General features: G+C 57.0%; 12 protein-coding genes. 11 read left to right on the top strand and 1 reads right to left on the bottom strand.

Translation table 11 applies throughout. The features are described 5' to 3' along the window. Nucleotides 1-595: 595 nt before the first annotated feature. Complete coding sequence (locus RHM65_RS02295; protein ID WP_322167573.1) at nucleotides 596-1,309, bottom strand: SIMPL domain-containing protein; 714 nt, start codon at nucleotides 1,307-1,309, stop codon at nucleotides 596-598. Between the two features lie 442 nt (nucleotides 1,310-1,751). Here RHM65_RS02295 and RHM65_RS02290 point away from each other — a divergent pair, with 442 nt between their 5' ends. From RHM65_RS02290 to RHM65_RS02240, 11 genes are all read left to right on the top strand, one after another. Next, the gene (locus RHM65_RS02290) at nucleotides 1,752-3,014 is read left to right on the top strand and encodes an ATP-binding protein (RefSeq protein WP_322167574.1); all 1,263 of its coding nucleotides are present in this window, start codon (nucleotides 1,752-1,754) and stop codon (nucleotides 3,012-3,014) included. Further along, complete coding sequence (locus tag RHM65_RS02285; protein ID WP_322167575.1) at nucleotides 3,007-3,573, top strand: response regulator transcription factor; 567 nt, start codon at nucleotides 3,007-3,009, stop codon at nucleotides 3,571-3,573. Before RHM65_RS02290 ends, RHM65_RS02285 begins: the two co-directional genes overlap by 8 nt. A gap of 98 nt (nucleotides 3,574-3,671) precedes the next feature. After that, nucleotides 3,672-5,408: an ABC transporter ATP-binding protein/permease gene (locus RHM65_RS02280; protein ID WP_322167576.1), complete on the top strand. Its 1,737-nt coding sequence runs from the start codon at nucleotides 3,672-3,674 to the stop codon at nucleotides 5,406-5,408. Nucleotides 5,409-5,507: 99 nt separating this feature from the next. Then, the gene (locus tag RHM65_RS02275; RefSeq protein ID WP_322167577.1) at nucleotides 5,508-6,257 is read left to right on the top strand and encodes a FadR/GntR family transcriptional regulator; all 750 of its coding nucleotides are present in this window, start codon (nucleotides 5,508-5,510) and stop codon (nucleotides 6,255-6,257) included. Between the two features lie 538 nt (nucleotides 6,258-6,795). After that, the gene (gene kdgD, locus RHM65_RS02270; protein ID WP_322167578.1) at nucleotides 6,796-7,707 is read left to right on the top strand and encodes a 5-dehydro-4-deoxyglucarate dehydratase; all 912 of its coding nucleotides are present in this window, start codon (nucleotides 6,796-6,798) and stop codon (nucleotides 7,705-7,707) included. A 77-nt stretch (nucleotides 7,708-7,784) separates the two neighbouring features. After that, nucleotides 7,785-9,230, top strand: coding sequence for an aldehyde dehydrogenase family protein (locus tag RHM65_RS02265; protein ID WP_322167579.1), 1,446 nt, complete (start codon nucleotides 7,785-7,787; stop codon nucleotides 9,228-9,230). A 170-nt stretch (nucleotides 9,231-9,400) separates the two neighbouring features. Beyond that, the gene (locus RHM65_RS02260; protein ID WP_322167580.1) at nucleotides 9,401-10,774 is read left to right on the top strand and encodes an MFS transporter; all 1,374 of its coding nucleotides are present in this window, start codon (nucleotides 9,401-9,403) and stop codon (nucleotides 10,772-10,774) included. A 10-nt stretch (nucleotides 10,775-10,784) separates the two neighbouring features. Further along, nucleotides 10,785-12,338 (top strand): galactarate dehydratase, encoded by a 1,554-nt coding sequence (gene garD / locus RHM65_RS02255; protein ID WP_322167581.1) that lies wholly within the window; start codon nucleotides 10,785-10,787, stop codon nucleotides 12,336-12,338. A 111-nt stretch (nucleotides 12,339-12,449) separates the two neighbouring features. After that, nucleotides 12,450-13,775 carry an MFS transporter gene (locus RHM65_RS02250; protein WP_322170716.1) on the top strand — a complete coding sequence of 442 codons (1,326 nt, stop codon included), beginning with the start codon at nucleotides 12,450-12,452 and terminating at the stop codon, nucleotides 13,773-13,775. 54 nt (nucleotides 13,776-13,829) lie between these two features. Beyond that, complete coding sequence (locus tag RHM65_RS02245) at nucleotides 13,830-14,768, top strand: 2-hydroxyacid dehydrogenase (RefSeq protein ID WP_322167582.1); 939 nt, start codon at nucleotides 13,830-13,832, stop codon at nucleotides 14,766-14,768. 308 nt (nucleotides 14,769-15,076) lie between these two features. Further along, nucleotides 15,077-16,264, top strand: a complete 1,188-nt coding sequence (locus tag RHM65_RS02240) for a zinc-dependent alcohol dehydrogenase (protein ID WP_322167583.1) — start codon at nucleotides 15,077-15,079, stop codon at nucleotides 16,262-16,264. Nucleotides 16,265-16,583: the final 319 nt, after the last annotated feature.

Raw genomic sequence — 16,583 nt, 5'->3', positions numbered from 1 at the left:
GGAAGTGCTTGGGTCCGTTAATACGCGTTCAATCGCTGCGGGGTGGATGCGCACGGTGCGGTCCCGATTGTCATAGTCGGCCGGGTAGGTGTAAGTCGGCATGACCACATGTTTCGGGTTTTCCACGTTTCCGCTCAGCAGGGCTTTTTGAAGCGTGAAGTAAGTGTGGGCCGGGATATCGAAGCCGAACGTTTCGGCCATCATCAAGGCGAAGGCGGCTGGCGGGGTGATCCTTGCCAGGTCCGTCAGTTGATCCAGGGCGTAAGTGGTGTGCAGTTGGCCTGCCAACCCCGGCAGCGGGTGCTCGTACGGTGTGAGTTTTAGAAAACGAAGGGTCTTGTAAGCGTCGATTTTTGACGACATCAGTGTATTCATCCATGAGGTATTTAAAGCGACGTGCAGCGATGCAGCCTGTTTCAAGGCGGTTCGAAGCGCGACGTGATGGGTGGTGCGAGACAGGAGTTTACGGTTTGAGCGGCGTCTGAAAATCAGCCTTGTCAGCGGACGCTGTAGGGCGAGGGTGCAGCGTGAAGGCGCGATGTCGGCGCGAAGGTAGCGAAACGGCGGAAAGCCAGGGCCTGCCGCCGTTTTGGCGTCATTGCATCTGTACTTCGATCACGCCATCGGCGTTAACGCTGACCTGGCTTGTGCCGGCCTCAACATCCGGGGTAGGGGCCGCATCGGAACGGGCGGCTTTCATCATCATGACCGGCGCACGCAGGTACGGTTGTGGAAAGCCTGAGGTATTGAGGTTCAGGTTCACCAGCTTGTAGCTTTTGCCACCCAAGGCGTCGGTGACCAACTGCGCACGCGCTTTAAACGCGGTCACGGCGTCTTTGAGGAGGGAGTCTTCGCTGGCTTTTCGTGTAGGTGGGGCGATGGCGAAGTCCATGCTGCTAATTTTCATACCGTCCAGCAACGTTGCTGTGAGCTTCGACAAAGCCGCAAAGTCGGCGCTTTCAAGCCGCAGCTCGGCATGTTCGCGCCAGCCCGTAATTTTTTGTCCCTTGTCATCGTAGATCGGCGAGCTGTTGCGAGCGCCCTGGCGAATGGTCACGCCTTTGACCTCGCGAGCCTGGCCAAGCGCTTTGTTCAGCGACTCAGTAATCTCTGTGGCGAGTTTAGCCGGGTCAGTGTTCTGCGCCTCGGTAAACAACGTGACCATCATCAGGTCGCGCGGCACTTCCTGGCTGACTTCTGCGCGTACGGAAACCTGGTTGTAACGCGGCTCATCGGCCATTGCTGGGAGGCTGGCAAAGGTAACAACGCCGAGAGCAATGAGGGCAGCGGCGGGGCGAAGGCTGAACATAAAAACTCCTTGTTGAAAAACATCCGAAGCGGATAGCCGTCAGACGCAAACCCATCAGACTGTAAATCATCCACTCCGGTTCCTGAGGGGTATACGGACCACTGTAGAGCCAACGTGTTGGCGAAGGTCCTTCGGACCTGATCGCAGCCTTCGGCAGCTCCTACATAATCTGTGTAGCGCAAAACCGTGGGACCGAATTTATTCGGGAAGGCTTCAGTCCTGACACCCTGCAACCTCAAACCACACAAAGTGCCACCCAGGTTGCTGCGCGAGACAGCGCGGCGTCGAAGACGTGGCGGACCTTCCTACAATGAGTTCGATGGGTCTGCAAAAGGGTCAGGCACGGTGATGGCACTGTGACGCTTTGACGCAGTTACGCTGTTTTTACATTTGCTTCGTTATACTGCGCGCGATTCGCCTGCATCGCTCATCAGGAGAGCTCATGCTCGCCCCGATTCAACTGCTTTCAGCCACTCGCCAGAACCTGTGGCGCCTGACCGTGATCCGTACTTTAGTGCTTGCCGCGCAAGCGGGTTCGGTGGGTGTCGCCTATCTGTTGAACCTGTTACCGCTGCCCTGGCTGCCATTGGCGATCACGCTTGGTTTTTCCATGGTGCTGTGCGTATTGACCGCCATTCGCCTGCGTACGTCGTGGCCGGTCACCGAGCTGGAATATGCCGTACAACTGGCCCTCGACATGCTGATCCACAGCGTATTGCTGTATTTCTCCGGCGGCTCGACCAACCCCTTCGTTTCCTATTACCTAGTACCGCTGACTATCGCTGCAGTGACGTTGCCGTGGCTGTATTCATTGATGCTCTCGGGCTTGGCGCTGACCAGCTACACCCTATTGCTGGTGCAGTTCTACCCCATGGGTACCTTTCCCATCGCTCGGGAGAGCATGCAGATTTATGGCATGTGGCTGAGCTTCGCATTGGCCGCTGCCGTGATCACTTTTTTTGCGGCAAAGATGGCCGAAGAGCTTCGACGCCAAGAACAACTACGTGCCGAACGTCGAGAAGAAGGCCTGCGTGACCAACAATTGCTGGCCGTGGCGACCCAAGCGGCTGGCGCCGCTCATGAATTGGGTACACCCTTGGCGACCATGAGTGTGCTAATCAAAGAAATGCGCCAGGACCATCACGATCCGCTGTTGCAGGAAGACTTGGCCGTGCTGCAAGAGCAAGTCAAGCAGTGCAAGCACACCCTGCAACAACTGGTGCGCGCCGCTGAAGCCAATCGGCGCATGGCCGTTGAAGAGCGTGACGTGACTGAGTGGCTGGACGAAGCCTTGAACCGTTGGCACTTGATGCGGCCTGAAGCCAGCTACCGCTTCCAGCTTGTGGGCCAAGGGTCGATTCCCCGACTGGCGCCACCGCAGGATCTGACCCAGGCGTTGCTCAATCTGTTGAACAATGCCGCCGATGCCTGTCCTGAAGGGTTGGAAGTGCGTCTGGATTGGGGGCTCGCAGAAATTTGCATCAGTATTCGAGACCACGGTGCCGGTGTGCCGTTGGCCATTGCCGAACAAATCGGCAAGCCATTTTTTACCACTAAAGGCAAAGGCTTCGGCCTCGGTCTGTTTTTGAGCAAGGCCAGCGTGACCCGCGCCGGGGGCTCAGTAAAACTCTACAGTCATGAGGAGGGCGGCACGCTCACCGAGTTGCGCCTGCCCCGTGACGCCCGAGGAGACAAGCATGAGTGACGAAATTCAAGTCGAAGGCGAAGGCGAAGAGCTGCCGCATTTGTTGTTGGTCGACGATGACGCGACCTTCACCCGCGTGATGGCACGGGCCATGAGTCGGCGTGGCTTTCGTGTCAGCACCGCCAGTTCGGCCGAAGAAGGCCTGATGTTGGCGCAAAACGACATTCCGGAATACGCCGCGCTGGACCTGAAAATGACCGGCGATTCCGGGCTGGTGTTGCTGCCCAAGCTGCTGGAAATCGATCCGGAAATGCGCGTGGTGATCCTGACCGGTTACTCGAGCATCGCCACGGCTGTGGAAGCCATCAAGCGCGGCGCTTGCAATTATCTGTGCAAACCGGCCGATGCTGACGACGTTTTGGCTGCGTTGCTGTCCGAACATGCAGACCTGGACACGCTGGTGCCGGAAAACCCGATGTCGGTGGACCGTTTGCAGTGGGAACATATTCAGCGCGTGCTGACCGAACATGAAGGCAACATCTCTGCCACCGCTCGAGCCCTGGGCATGCACCGCCGGACCTTGCAGCGTAAGTTGCAAAAGCGGCCGGTCAGGCGCTGAACAGGGGCTGAACGAATGTCCTTGGACTTCGCGAAGCGCGGCGTCGATCACTTATGATCGGCCCGGCGCGTTTTTTCTATCCCAATCGAGCTTGAATAATGAATCGCAACGCCGAGTATTCTGGGGTCAATGACGCCGTTCGTGGAGAGTTCTTCCGCCGCGTCTGGAAACTGATAACGCCGTACTGGCGTAGCGAAGAAAAAGGCATGGCCTGGCTGCTGCTGGTATCCGTGATCGCGCTGTCGCTGTTCAGCGTGGCGATCTCGGTGATGATCAACAGTTGGTACAAAGACTTCTACAACGCCTTGCAAGAGAAAAACGTAGAGGCGTTTACCCATCTGATTCTGTATTTCTGCGGTATCGCCGCCATCGCGATCCTCGGTGCGGTGTACCGTCTCTATCTGACGCAGATGCTGACCATCCGCTGGCGTCGATGGTTGACCGAGCAGCACTTTGCCAAGTGGCTCGCGCACAAAAATTACTACCAGCTTGAACAACATGGTTACACCGATAACCCTGACCAACGATTGTCCGAAGACCTGAATAGCTTCACTTCCAGTACCTTGAGCCTGGCGCTGGGCCTTATCCGCACTGTGGTCAGCCTGGTGTCGTTCTCGGTCATTTTGTGGGGTGTTTCGGGCAGTATCGTACTGCTGGGTATCACGATTCCCGGCTACATGTTTTGGGCTGCACTGTTATATGCCGCGTTGGGCAGCTGGCTGACTCACAAGATCGGCCAGCGGCTGATCAAGCTGAGCAACCAACAGGAACGCTACGAAGCTGATTTGCGTTTCGCGCTGGTCCGGGTTCGTGAAAATGCTGAAAGTATTGCCTTCTCCAATGGGGAGCCGAATGAAAATCAGCGGTTGAGTTCGCGCTTCGGCATGATCTGGACCAATTACTGGAACATCATGAAGGTCTCCAAGCGCCTGACCTTCTTCACGGCTGGTTATTCACAGATCGCCACGGTGTTCGCTTTCGTTGTCGCCTCCCCGCGTTACTTCTCGGGTGCCATCGAACTGGGCGGTCTGATGCAGATCAACTCGGCGTTCGGCAACGTGCAGGAAAACTTCAGCTGGTTCATCGACGCGTATACCTCGCTGGCCTCATGGCGCGCCACTTGCGATCGTCTGTTGAGTTTCCGTCAGGGTATGTCAGACAACGAAGCGCACAGTTCTGAGATCAAGCTGGACCGCGATGGCAATGCGCTGCGTTTTGATAACTTACAGCTGAAGCTGGCGGACGGTCGTGATCTATTGGCCGGCGCCAATCTGGACATCGCTTCGGGTGATCGCGTGATGCTCAGCGGCCGTTCGGGCAGCGGTAAAAGTACCTTGCTGCGTGCATTGGGTGGCTTGTGGTATGAGGGGCAGGGCCGTGTGCAATTGCCCGCCGAGCGCTATTTGTTCTTGCCGCAACGCCCGTATCTGCCGATTGGTACGTTGCGCGAGGCGTTAAGTTATCCACAGGCACCGGAAGCGTATCCGGCCGACCGTTATGCACAGGTGCTGGAAACCTGTCGTCTGACTCATTTGATCCCGCGTCTCGACGAAAGTGATCACTGGCAACGCATGTTGTCGCCGGGTGAGCAACAGCGTGTGGCCTTTGCCCGTGCGCTGCTTTACGCACCGAGCTGGCTTTATCTGGATGAAGCAACGTCGGCAATGGACGAAGAAGATGAGGGCGCGCTGTATCAGGCGCTGATCGACGAGCTGCCGGGCGTGACCCTGCTTAGTGTTGGCCACCGCGCTAGCCTTAAGCGCTTCCATCGCCGGCATGTGCGGATTGATGGCGGCCAGTTGCGTGAACAACCTCAACCTGAGGCCGTCGTGTAAGAAATACTTGAATGTAACCGGGTTTTTACGCATGTTATCGTACAACCCGGTTGCGCTATCATGCGCGCTTATAAAGCTTTCTAGAGATTGATGTCGGATATGGATAATCAGAGCCCTGCGCCACGTGTTCGCAGAAAACACCGCAGCCTCGCCCAAGAGTTGGTGACTGAACTCTCCGAGCGGATCCGCGGTGGTCAACTGACGCGCGGAGACAAATTGCCGACCGAATCGGCAATCATGCAAGAACAGGGCGTCAGCCGCACAGTGGTGCGCGAGGCCATCTCGCGATTGCAGGCCTCCGGTTTGGTAGAAACCCGGCACGGCATCGGCACCTTTGTGCTGGATACGCCGAGCCCCAGTGGGTTTCGTATCGATCCGGCGACCATTGTCACGTTGCGTGACGTGCTGGCGATTCTCGAGTTGCGCATCAGCCTTGAAGTCGAATCAGCCGGATTGGCCGCGCAACGTCGCACCCCAGAGCAACTTTCGTTAATGCGAACAGCGCTGGATACGTTGATCGAAAGGGCGCAAAACGCCGCCGACGGTGTGTCATCAGACTTCCAGTTTCATTTGCAGATTGCGCTGTCGACAGGCAACCGTTACTTCGTCGACATCATGACTCACCTGGGTACCAGCATCATTCCACGTACCCGCCTCAATTCCGCGCATCTGGCCCATGACGATCAGCAGCAATACATGAGTCGTTTGAACCGCGAGCACGAAGAAATCTTCGAAGCCATCGCCCGCCAAGACTCCGACGCCGCCCGCGCCGCCATGCGCCTGCATCTGACCAATAGCCGCGAACGCCTGCGCCATGCCCATGAAGAGGCGCAAAAGCAGCAGGCTTAACTGGGCCGCGTCACTACTGAAGGAGCCGAAGGCTGCGAAGCCGGTATGGCTCTGGGATTTCATTGACACGGTTGATAGCAAGCAGCCGCCGATACGGTGGGAGTAGGCTTGCCTGCGAAGAAGCCGGTCATCGCGCCGCTGATGTCGACCTGAAACCTGGGCGTCTGCATTGACGGTTTCGTTGGCAAGCCAACTTCCCACAAAGACTTTTGGCAGACAAGGGAACAGTAGGCATTGAAATTCTGATCGCAGCCTTCGGCAGCGCCTATAGAAACGTGTGCAACGCCAGCATCTGTGGGACCGAATTCGCTCGGGAAGGCCGCAACGGGGTGTTTCAGATAGATCGCGTTGTTTGCTTCCCGAATGAATTCGGTCCCACAGGTGCTTCACATCGATTTCGATACCTCTGATCGGCGCCGACAATCAAATGTTTAAAAGCCTATTGAGTCATTCTATTTCTAGTTGTACGATGACATACAACATCAGTTGAGCGCTGATGCGCTTCCTTCCATATTTTGCTACCCAGGGTGTTCGAATAATGAATCCACAAGAACTGAAGTCCATCCTTTCTGCAGGTCTGCTGTCTTTTCCTGTTACCGATTTCAACGCTCAGGGCGACTTCCACAAGGCCGGCTACATCAAGCGCCTTGAATGGCTTGCCCCGTACGGCGCTACCGCATTGTTCGCTGCCGGCGGCACCGGTGAGTTTTTCTCCCTCGCCGCCAGCGAATATTCCGAAGTCATCAAGACTGCGGTCGATACCTGCGCTAATAGCGTGCCGATTCTGGCCGGTGTCGGTGGCTCGACCCGCCAAGCCATCGAATACGCACAAGAAGCCGAGCGCCTGGGCGCCAAAGGCATCTTGCTGTTGCCGCACTACTTGACCGAAGCCAGCCAGGACGGCGTTGCCGCCCACGTTGAAGCCGTGTGCAAGTCGGTCAAGATCGGCGTGATCGTTTACAACCGTAACGTCTGCCGCCTGACCGCTCCGCTGCTGGAACGTCTGGCCGAACGCTGCCCGAACCTGATCGGCTACAAAGACGGCTTGGGCGACATCGAACTGATGGTCTCCATTCGTCATCGCCTTGGCGATCGCTTCAGCTACCTGGGCGGCCTGCCGACTGCCGAAGTCTACGCCGCTGCTTACAAAGCGCTGGGCGTTCCGGTGTATTCGTCGGCGGTGTTCAACTTCCTGCCAAAAATGGCCATGGACTTCTACCACGCCATTGCCCGTGACGATCACGCCACTGTTGGCAAGCTGATCGACGACTTCTTCCTGCCGTACCTGGACATCCGTAACCGCAAATCGGGTTACGCGGTCAGCATCGTTAAAGCCGGCGCAAAAATCGCTGGTTACGACGCAGGCCCAGTCCGCACGCCACTGACTGACCTCACCGCAGAAGAGTTTGAAATGCTCGCTGCGTTGATGGACAAGCAGGGCGCTCAATAATAATTACGCAGAATCAAGGCCGCTGAGCGATCAGCGGTTTTTTGCCTCTAGATTTTCGTGCCTTTTGGAGAATGTTCGTGTCTGATTCGAAACGTTTTGATAACTACATCGGTGGCGAGTGGGTTGCCGGTGCGACTTACTCCTCCAACATCAACCCATCTGATCTGTCGGATGTCGTCGGCCAATACGCTCAAGCTGACGTGGCGCAAGTCAACGCCGCCATTGATGCTGCCCGTGCCGCCTTCCCGGCTTGGTCGACGTCTGGCATTCAAGCACGCAGCGATTCGCTGGACAAAGTCGGCAGCGAAATCCTCGCCCGGCGTGAAGAGCTCGGCAACTTGCTCGCCCGTGAAGAAGGCAAAACTCTGCCTGAAGCGATTGGCGAAGTGACCCGCGCTGGCAACATTTTCAAATTCTTCGCCGGCGAATGCCTTCGACTGTCGGGTGATTACTTGCCGTCCGTACGTCCGGGCGTCAACGTTGAAGTCACTCGCGAACCGCTGGGCGTGATCGGTTTGATCACCCCGTGGAACTTCCCGATTGCGATTCCAGCCTGGAAAATTGCACCGGCTTTGGCTTACGGCAATTGTGTAGTGATCAAACCGGCTGACCTGGTACCAGGTTGCGCATGGGCCATCGCTGAAATCATCTCCCGTTCGGGCTTCCCGGCGGGTGTGTTCAACCTGGTGATGGGCAGCGGCCGTGTGGTAGGCGATGTGATCGTCAAAAGCCGCAAAGTCGATGGCGTTAGCTTCACCGGTTCAGTCGGCGTGGGTCGTCAGATCGCTGTTGATTGCATCGCGCGTCAAGCCAAAGTACAGCTGGAAATGGGCGGCAAAAACCCACAGGTCATTCTCGACGACGCTGATCTCAAGCAAGCGGTCGAGTTGTCGGTACAGAGCGCGTTTTATTCAACCGGTCAACGCTGCACGGCGTCGAGCCGCTTCATCGTAACGGCTGGCATCCACGACAAGTTCGTTGAAGCCATGGCCGAGCGCATGCGTTCGATTAAAGTGGGTCACGCACTGAAATCCGGTACTGATATCGGTCCAGTCGTGTCCAAAGCCCAGCTGGATCAAGACATGAGCTATGTCGCCATCGGTCAGCAAGAAGGCGCACGTTTGGTTTCGGGCGGTGAATTGGTCACCTGCGACACCGAAGGCTACTTCTTGGCGCCAACGTTGTTTGCTGACAGCACTGCCCAGATGCGTATCAGCAAGGAAGAGATTTTTGGTCCAGTGGCGAACATCGTTCGTGTTGCTGATTATGAAGCTGCACTGGCCATGGCCAACGACACCGAGTTCGGTCTGTCGGCGGGTATTGCCACCTCTTCGCTGAAATACGCGAACCACTTCAAGCGTCATTCCCAAGCCGGGATGGTGATGGTCAACCTGCCAACAGCGGGTGTTGATTACCACGTACCGTTTGGTGGCCGTAAAGGTTCTTCCTACGGTTCGCGCGAGCAAGGTCGCTACGCGCAAGAGTTCTACACCGTGGTAAAAACTAGCTACGTCGGTTCGTAGGACCCGACGCCAATCCCTGTGGGAGCTGGCTTGCCTGCGAATGCCTCAACGCGGTTTTCCTGATACACCGCGTCGCGCTTGTTCGCAGGCAAGCCAGCTCCCACGGGATGAACTGAAACACCGGCAACTTGATTACCCGCAAAAAAAAATAATAGTGGGAGTACTGTTACATGCCACACGCCAAGCCGACTCACGTCCGCTATTTGATTCTGCTCATGCTGTTTCTGGTGACCACGATCAATTATGCCGACCGTGCAACCATTGCTATCGCGGGCTCAAGCCTGCAAAAAAGTCTCGGCATCGATGCCGTTACCCTCGGTTTTATTTTTTCCGCATTTGGTTGGGCCTACGTGGCTGGCCAGATTCCTGGCGGATGGCTGCTTGACCGGTTCGGGTCGAAAAAAGTCTATGCGCTGAGTATTTTCACGTGGTCGCTGTTCACCGTGCTGCAAGGCTATGTCGGTGAATTCGGCGTCTCCACGGCCATCGTCGCGCTGTTCATGCTGCGGTTCCTGGTGGGGCTGGCTGAAGCGCCGTCCTTTCCCGGTAACGCACGGATCGTGGCGGCCTGGTTCCCGACGGCTGAACGCGGCACCGCATCGGCCATCTTCAACTCCGCACAATATTTCGCCACGGTACTGTTCGCCCCGCTGATGGGCTGGATCGTTTACAGCTTCGGCTGGCAGCACGTGTTTGTGGTGATGGGCGGTGTCGGTCTGGTGTTTTCCGCGATCTGGCTGAAAGTTATCCACAGCCCGCGCAATCACCCGATGATCAACGAAGCCGAGTTCAACCATATTGCCGACAACGGCGGTCTGGTCGACATGGATCAGGACAAGGGCAAAGGCGCCAGCGGCGGCCCCAAGTGGGACTACGTTCGTCAGTTGCTGACCAACCGGATGATGCTCGGTGTTTACCTGGGCCAGTACTGCATCAACGGCATTACCTACTTCTTCCTAACCTGGTTCCCGGTGTACCTGGTTCAGGAGCGTGGGATGACGATTTTGAAAGCCGGCTTCATTGCTTCGCTGCCGGCGATCTGTGGGTTCATCGGCGGCGTATTGGGCGGGATCATTTCTGACTACCTGCTGCGCAAAGGTCATTCGCTGACCTTCTCCCGTAAGCTGCCGATTATCGGCGGGTTGCTGCTGTCGACGACGATTGTTGCGTGCAACTACGTGGACATCGAATGGATGGTGGTCGGTTTCATGGCCCTGGCCTTCTTCGGCAAAGGCGTCGGAGCATTGGGTTGGGCTGTGGTTTCCGATACCTCGCCAAAACAAATCGCCGGTTTGAGCGGTGGTTTGTTCAACATGTTCGGCAACATTGCGTCGATCACCACCCCTATTGTGATTGGTTACATCATCAGCTCAACCGGCTCGTTCAAGTGGGCACTGGTGTTCGTCGGCGCCAACGCGCTGGTGGCGGTGATTAGCTACCTGTTCATCGTCGGAGAGATCAAACGCGTCGAATTGAAAGAGCCGCCACTTAAGGGCCCAGCAATCGGCGATGGCGCCGAAAAGCTTTCTCAAGCCAAATCCTGAGGAAACCGTGATGAACCTGATTCAACATGCCGATTCGCCACGCTACATTCAGTTGAATGCCCTCGATAACGTAGTTGTCGTGGTCAACGATCAAGGTGTGCCTGCGGGCACCCAGTTCGACAACGGTTTGGTAACGCTGGATAACGTGCCGCAAAGCCACAAGGTCAACTTGGTGGACATCGCCGAAGGGGAGCCCATCATTCGTTATGGGCACACCATCGGTTTTGCCTTGCAGGCGATCCCGCGCGGCAGTTGGGTCAGGGAAGATCAACTGCGCATGCCGACCGCGCCGCCACTGGACAGCCTGCCGTTGTCCACCGATGTGCCGGAACAAGCCGAGCCGCTGGAAGGCTTCACCTTCGAAGGCTATCGCAACGCTGACGGCACCGTCGGTACGCGTAATATTCTGGGTATCACCACCACCGTGCAATGCGTCACCGGGGTGCTTGATCATGCGGTCAAGCGCATCCGTGACGAGTTGCTGCCTAAATACCCGAACGTCGATGACGTGGTGGCGCTGACCCACAGTTATGGCTGTGGCGTGGCGATCACGGCAAAAGATGCCTACATTCCGATCCGTACCGTGCGCAACTTGGCGCGCAACCCGAACCTGGGCGGCGAAGCGCTGGTGATCAGCCTGGGTTGCGAGAAATTGCAGCCGGGGCAAGTCATGCACGAAAACGATAGCTCGGTGGACCTCGACGATCCGTGGCTGTATCGGCTTCAGGACTCGAGCCACGGTTTCGTGGAAATGATCGAGCAGATCATGGACATGGCCGAGACCCGCTTGAAGAAACTCGATCAACGTCGTCGCGAAACCGTGCCGGCGTCCGAGCTGATTTTGGGCATGCAGTGTGGTGGCAGTGATGCGTTTTCTGGCATCACTGCTAACCCCGCACTGGGCTACGCCTCGGACCTGCTGTTGCGCGCCGGTGCGACGGTGATGTTTTCCGAAGTCACCGAAGTGCGTGATGCAATTTACTTGCTGACCTCCCGCGCTGAAACCGTCGAAGTGGCGCAAGAATTGGTTCGCGAAATGGACTGGTACGACCGTTACTTGGCCAAGGGTGAGGCAGATCGCAGTGCCAACACCACGCCAGGTAACAAAAAGGGCGGGCTGTCGAATATTGTCGAGAAGTCCTTGGGCTCCATCGTCAAATCCGGGCGCAGCGCGATCAACGGGGTGCTTGGCCCTGGCGAACGCTTCACGCGTAAAGGGTTGATTTTCTGTGCAACGCCAGCCAGTGATTTTGTCTGCGGTACGTTGCAACTGGCTGCCGGAATGAACATGCACGTGTTCACCACTGGGCGCGGTACGCCGTATGGCTTGGCGATGGCGCCGGTGGTGAAGGTGTCGACGCGCACCGAACTGTCACAGCGTTGGCCCGACCTGATCGACATCGACGCAGGCCGCATCGCCACCGGGCGCGCCACCATCGAAGACCTGGGTTGGGAGCTGTTCCACTTCTACCTGGACGTTGCCAGCGGCAAGAAAAAAACCTGCGCCGAAGCGCTGCGTTTGCACAACGACATCACTTTGTTCAACCCGGCGCCTATTACGTAATACCGGCGATTGAACAGCAGGAACGAGGGAGCACCTCGTTCCTGCATCTCCATGCCCAGCCGCGACAATGCTTGATCGATGAACCCTAATAAAAATAAAGAAGGTACAACGATGCAGACCGAGACCCTCGTTCGTCCGGCAATTGCCACGCGCGTATCCACGGCGTTGCCGACCCGGCGGCGCTATTTCATGTTGGCACTGGTGCTTATCGCAACAGTGATCAACTACGTCGACCGCATCAACATTTCCATCGTCGCGCCGTTCATGGCCAAAGACCTCGGTTTCGACAAGATCGAAATGGGGCTGATCTTTTCCGCGTTTGCCTGGACCTATGCCTTCGCGCTGTTGCCCGGTGGCTACATGGCTGACCGCTTTGGCTCACGAATTACCTACGGCATTTCGCTGGTGGTCTGGTCCATCGCGACGGTGTTTCAAGGGGCCGTCAGCAACTTCAGCATGCTCTTCGGTTTGCGTTTGACCATCGGCGCCATGGAAGCCCCAGCGTTTCCGGCCAACAGCCGAGCGGTGACCTTGTGGTTCCCGACCCGCGAGCGAGGGTTGGCCACCAGTATCTATGTCATGGGCCAATACATCGGCACCGCCCTGTTTTCCGGGTTGTTGCTGTGGATTGCCACCACGTACGGCTGGAAGCAGGTGTTCTATGTCACTGGCGGCGTAGGGGTGATCTTCGGCGGTATTTGGTACTGGAAATACCGGGACCCGCTGGCGGACAAACACCTGAGCAAAGAAGAGCTGACCTACATCGAAGAGGGCGGCGGTCTGGCCCAGAGCAGTAAAGAACGTACGCCTTTCAATTGGAAACTGGTACGTCAGCTGTTTACCTACCGACAGATTTGGGCGATCTGCATCGGCAAGTTCGCCAGCTCTTCGGCGCTGTATTTCTTCCTGACCTGGTTCCCGACGTACCTGATGGAAGAGCGCAAGATGACCATGGTCAAGGTCGGCATCTTTGCTGCGCTGCCCTACATCGGCGCTACCGTCGGTGTGTTACTGGCAGGCTATTTCTCGGACCTGCTGATCCGTCGCAACTTCTCGATGTCCTTCGCTCGCAAGGCGCCGTTGGTGATCGGCTCGGCGCTGGGCATGTCCATCGTGTTGGTCAACTTCGTGCAATCCAATGAGCTGTGCATCGCGATTCTGACCGTTGCCTTTTTTGCTCAAGGTGTTTCTGCAGCGTCTTGGGCGGCGGTCTCGGAAGTAGCGCCCAAAGAATTGATCGGCTTGACCGGTGGTGTTACCAGTCTGTCGGCCAACCTGGCCGGCATCGTGACTCCGATCATGGTCGGCTTCATTGTTCAGAGCACGGGCTCGTTTGCCTGGGCATTCAACTTCATCGGGCTGGTCGCGTTGATGGGCACTTTGTCCTATTCACTGCTGCTGGGCCGTTTACACCGTATCGTGCTCAAACCCGTCTAAGGCTGAAACAAGCGTCGGGCGCGGCTCGACGTTATCCAACAGAGGAATTGTTTGATGGCTAATCCACGTTTGCTGCAAGTCGGCCCACTGACTGACCGATTCAATCAACAATTGGCCGCAGCCCATGACGTCCAGCAACTTTGGACCCAGGCAGACCCGGTCGCCTTTCTCAAGGAGCGCGGCGCCGAGTTCGACATCGTTATTACCTCGGCTCGCTTTGGTTGTTCAGCGGCGCAATTGGCGGCGATGCCCTCCGTGAAAGCGATTTGCAGCTTTGGTGTGGGTTATGACGCAATCGCCTTAGGCGCCGCCCATGCGCGTGGGATTCAGATTAGCAATACGCCGGACGTCCTCAATGACTGTGTTGCCGACCTGGCCATGGGCCTGATCATCGACAGCGCCCGCAAGATTGCCCTCGGCGACCGCTTTGTTCGCGACGGCTCATGGGGCGCCAAGCCTTTCCCGTTGGGCCGCAGCGTGACCGGAAAAAAACTTGGCATCGTTGGCTTGGGGCGCATCGGCAAAGAAGTGGTCAAGCGTTCCAGCGGCTTCAGCATGGAAGCGCGTTATCACAACCGTAAACCTGATGCGACCAGCCCCCTTCAGTACGAAGCGGACTTGATCGAACTGGCGCGTTGGTCGGACTTCCTGGTCCTGACCTGCGTTGGTGGTCCTTCGACCCATCACCTGATCAGCACCGACGTGCTCGAAGCACTGGGCGAAACCGGCACGTTGATCAACGTTGCGCGGGGCACGGTGGTTGATGAAGACGCATTGGTCGCCGCGCTGGTCAACGGCAAACTCGGCGCCGCCGGGCTGGACGTTTTCGACGTAGAACCTAAGGTGCCAAGCGCTTTGCTTGAACTGCCGAACGTCGTGCTATTGCCGCACATTGGCAGCGGCACCGAAGAAACCCGTTTGGGCATGGAAGCGGTGGTGTTCAGCAATTTGAAGGCGTTCCTGGAGCGCGGCGAGGTTGTAAACGCGGTCTGATGCACCGTCTTCTGTGGGATCCAACTTTTGGGGGTCAGTTCAAATCTGTGGGACCGAATTTATTCGGGAATGGATTTCAAATCCACTGAGTCCGTGTTTGACACTACGCCTTCCCGAATAAATTCGGTTCCCACAGCGGCGGCACCAGACGCGCAGTCCAAAAGCCCGGATGCTTGTAGGCGCTCCTCCCCGCTGGTCCACGTCCCCTGAACTTTTGCCGTCGCGCTGGCTTCCCAATTTCTGTGGAGGCTAGCCTGACGCAGCCTCCCTTTTGACCACTGCATAGCTGCACACTCGGGGAGCACTCCATGCGAGCACTTACTTATCACGGCGCCCATGACGTAAGGGTTGATACCGTTCCAGATCCGGTCATACAAGATGCGGACGACATCGTTTTGAAAGTCACGGCCACGGCTATTTGCGGCTCCGATTTGCACCTTTATCGGGGCAAAATTCCTGCTGTGGAGCATGGCGATATCTTTGGCCATGAATTCATGGGGGTGGTTGAAGAAGTGGGCTCGCAGGTCACGGCAGTGAAGAAAGGTGATCGGGTTGTGATCCCTTTTGTGATCGCGTGTGGCAGCTGCTTTTTCTGTCAGCAGGATCAGTTCGCCGCCTGTGAAACCACTAATACCGGGCGCGGCGCGATTATGAACAAAAAGTCGATCCCACCTGGCGCGGCACTGTTTGGGTTCAGTCATTTATACGGTGGCGTGCCAGGCGGCCAAGCTGAGTATGTGCGGGTGCCTAAGGCCAACGTCGGCCCTTTCAAAGTGCCGGGTACATTGGCCGACGAGAAGGTGTTGTTCTTGTCCGATATTTTGCCCACCGCATGGCAGGCGGTGTTGAACACTGGAATCGGTAAGGGCTCAAGCATCGCGATTTATGGCGCTGGGCCGGTGGGGTTACTCAGCGCGGCGTGCGCACGCATGCTGGGCGCCGAAAAGATTTTCATGGTTGACCATCATTCGTATCGCTTGGAGTACGCTCACAGCACCTACGGCGTTATTCCAATCAATTTCGATGAGGACGATGATCCTGCCGACACCATCATCCGCCAAACGCCGGGGATGCGAGGCGTGGATGGTGTGGTCGATGCTGTGGGTTTCGAGGCCAAGGGCAGCACCACTGAAACGGTATTGGCCACGCTCAAGCTCGAAGGCAGTAGCGGCAAAGCCCTGCGTCAGTGCATCGCCGCCGTGCGTCGCGGCGGTACGGTCAGCGTGCCGGGCGTCTACGCAGGGTTTATTCATGGGTTCATGTTTGGCGACGCCTTCGATAAAGGCTTGACCTTCAAAATGGGCCAGACCCACGTGCAGCGCTATTTGCCCGAACTGCTGGAACATATCGAAAGCGGCGCGCTGACACCGGAAGCCATCATCACTCACCGGTTGTCCCTGGAGGATGCGGTGGAGGGTTACAAAATCTTCGACAAAAAAGAAGAAGATTGCCGCAAGGTGATTTTGACACCGGGCATGAGTTCGCATCTCAGCTAACGCCAGACATCTGTAGGCGCGAACTTGTTGGCGAAGGTTCTAATGCGGTTTTCTGAGACACTGCTTCGCCAACAAGTCGGCTCCTACGGATTTAGTTGGCCGCTGTCTCAGGGATACGTCGCCGATGGGTGAGAGTAGTCTTGCAGTCGTGCGCCGATGACCATTTCACTGATCCAGTTATGCCGCATCGAGCGGTAGGCGCGTCGTGCATCGACGCCGTTGAAGACGGTAAGACCTTCAATACCGCGTCGCTCTAACGTTTGTTAAACAGCCCGGGCCATCCTTCCGGTTGAGCGGTCGCATTTACCCGCTGCGAAGA

It is taken from the genome of Pseudomonas sp. CCI4.2, from assembly GCF_034350045.1.
In the GTDB taxonomy this organism is placed as follows: Bacteria; Pseudomonadota; Gammaproteobacteria; order Pseudomonadales; family Pseudomonadaceae; genus Aquipseudomonas.
Note: the sequence above shows the minus strand (reverse complement) of the source record. Positions and strands in the feature narration are given on the sequence as shown.

What these genes read in the sequence shown, in the direction of transcription:
- RHM65_RS02295 (WP_322167573.1), bottom strand. Translation starts at nt 1,309, where the DNA reads ATGTTCAGCCTTCGCCCCGCCGCTGCCCTCATTGCTCTCGGCGTTGTT.
- RHM65_RS02290 (WP_322167574.1), top strand. Translation starts at nt 1,752, where the DNA reads ATGCTCGCCCCGATTCAACTGCTTTCAGCCACTCGCCAGAACCTGTGG.
- RHM65_RS02285 (WP_322167575.1), top strand. Translation starts at nt 3,007, where the DNA reads ATGAGTGACGAAATTCAAGTCGAAGGCGAAGGCGAAGAGCTGCCGCAT.
- RHM65_RS02280 (WP_322167576.1), top strand. Translation starts at nt 3,672, where the DNA reads ATGAATCGCAACGCCGAGTATTCTGGGGTCAATGACGCCGTTCGTGGA.
- RHM65_RS02275 (WP_322167577.1), top strand. Translation starts at nt 5,508, where the DNA reads ATGGATAATCAGAGCCCTGCGCCACGTGTTCGCAGAAAACACCGCAGC.
- kdgD (WP_322167578.1), top strand. Translation starts at nt 6,796, where the DNA reads ATGAATCCACAAGAACTGAAGTCCATCCTTTCTGCAGGTCTGCTGTCT.
- RHM65_RS02260 (WP_322167580.1), top strand. Translation starts at nt 9,401, where the DNA reads ATGCCACACGCCAAGCCGACTCACGTCCGCTATTTGATTCTGCTCATG.
- garD (WP_322167581.1), top strand. Translation starts at nt 10,785, where the DNA reads ATGAACCTGATTCAACATGCCGATTCGCCACGCTACATTCAGTTGAAT.
- RHM65_RS02250 (WP_322170716.1), top strand. Translation starts at nt 12,450, where the DNA reads ATGCAGACCGAGACCCTCGTTCGTCCGGCAATTGCCACGCGCGTATCC.
- RHM65_RS02245 (WP_322167582.1), top strand. Translation starts at nt 13,830, where the DNA reads ATGGCTAATCCACGTTTGCTGCAAGTCGGCCCACTGACTGACCGATTC.
- RHM65_RS02240 (WP_322167583.1), top strand. Translation starts at nt 15,077, where the DNA reads ATGCGAGCACTTACTTATCACGGCGCCCATGACGTAAGGGTTGATACC.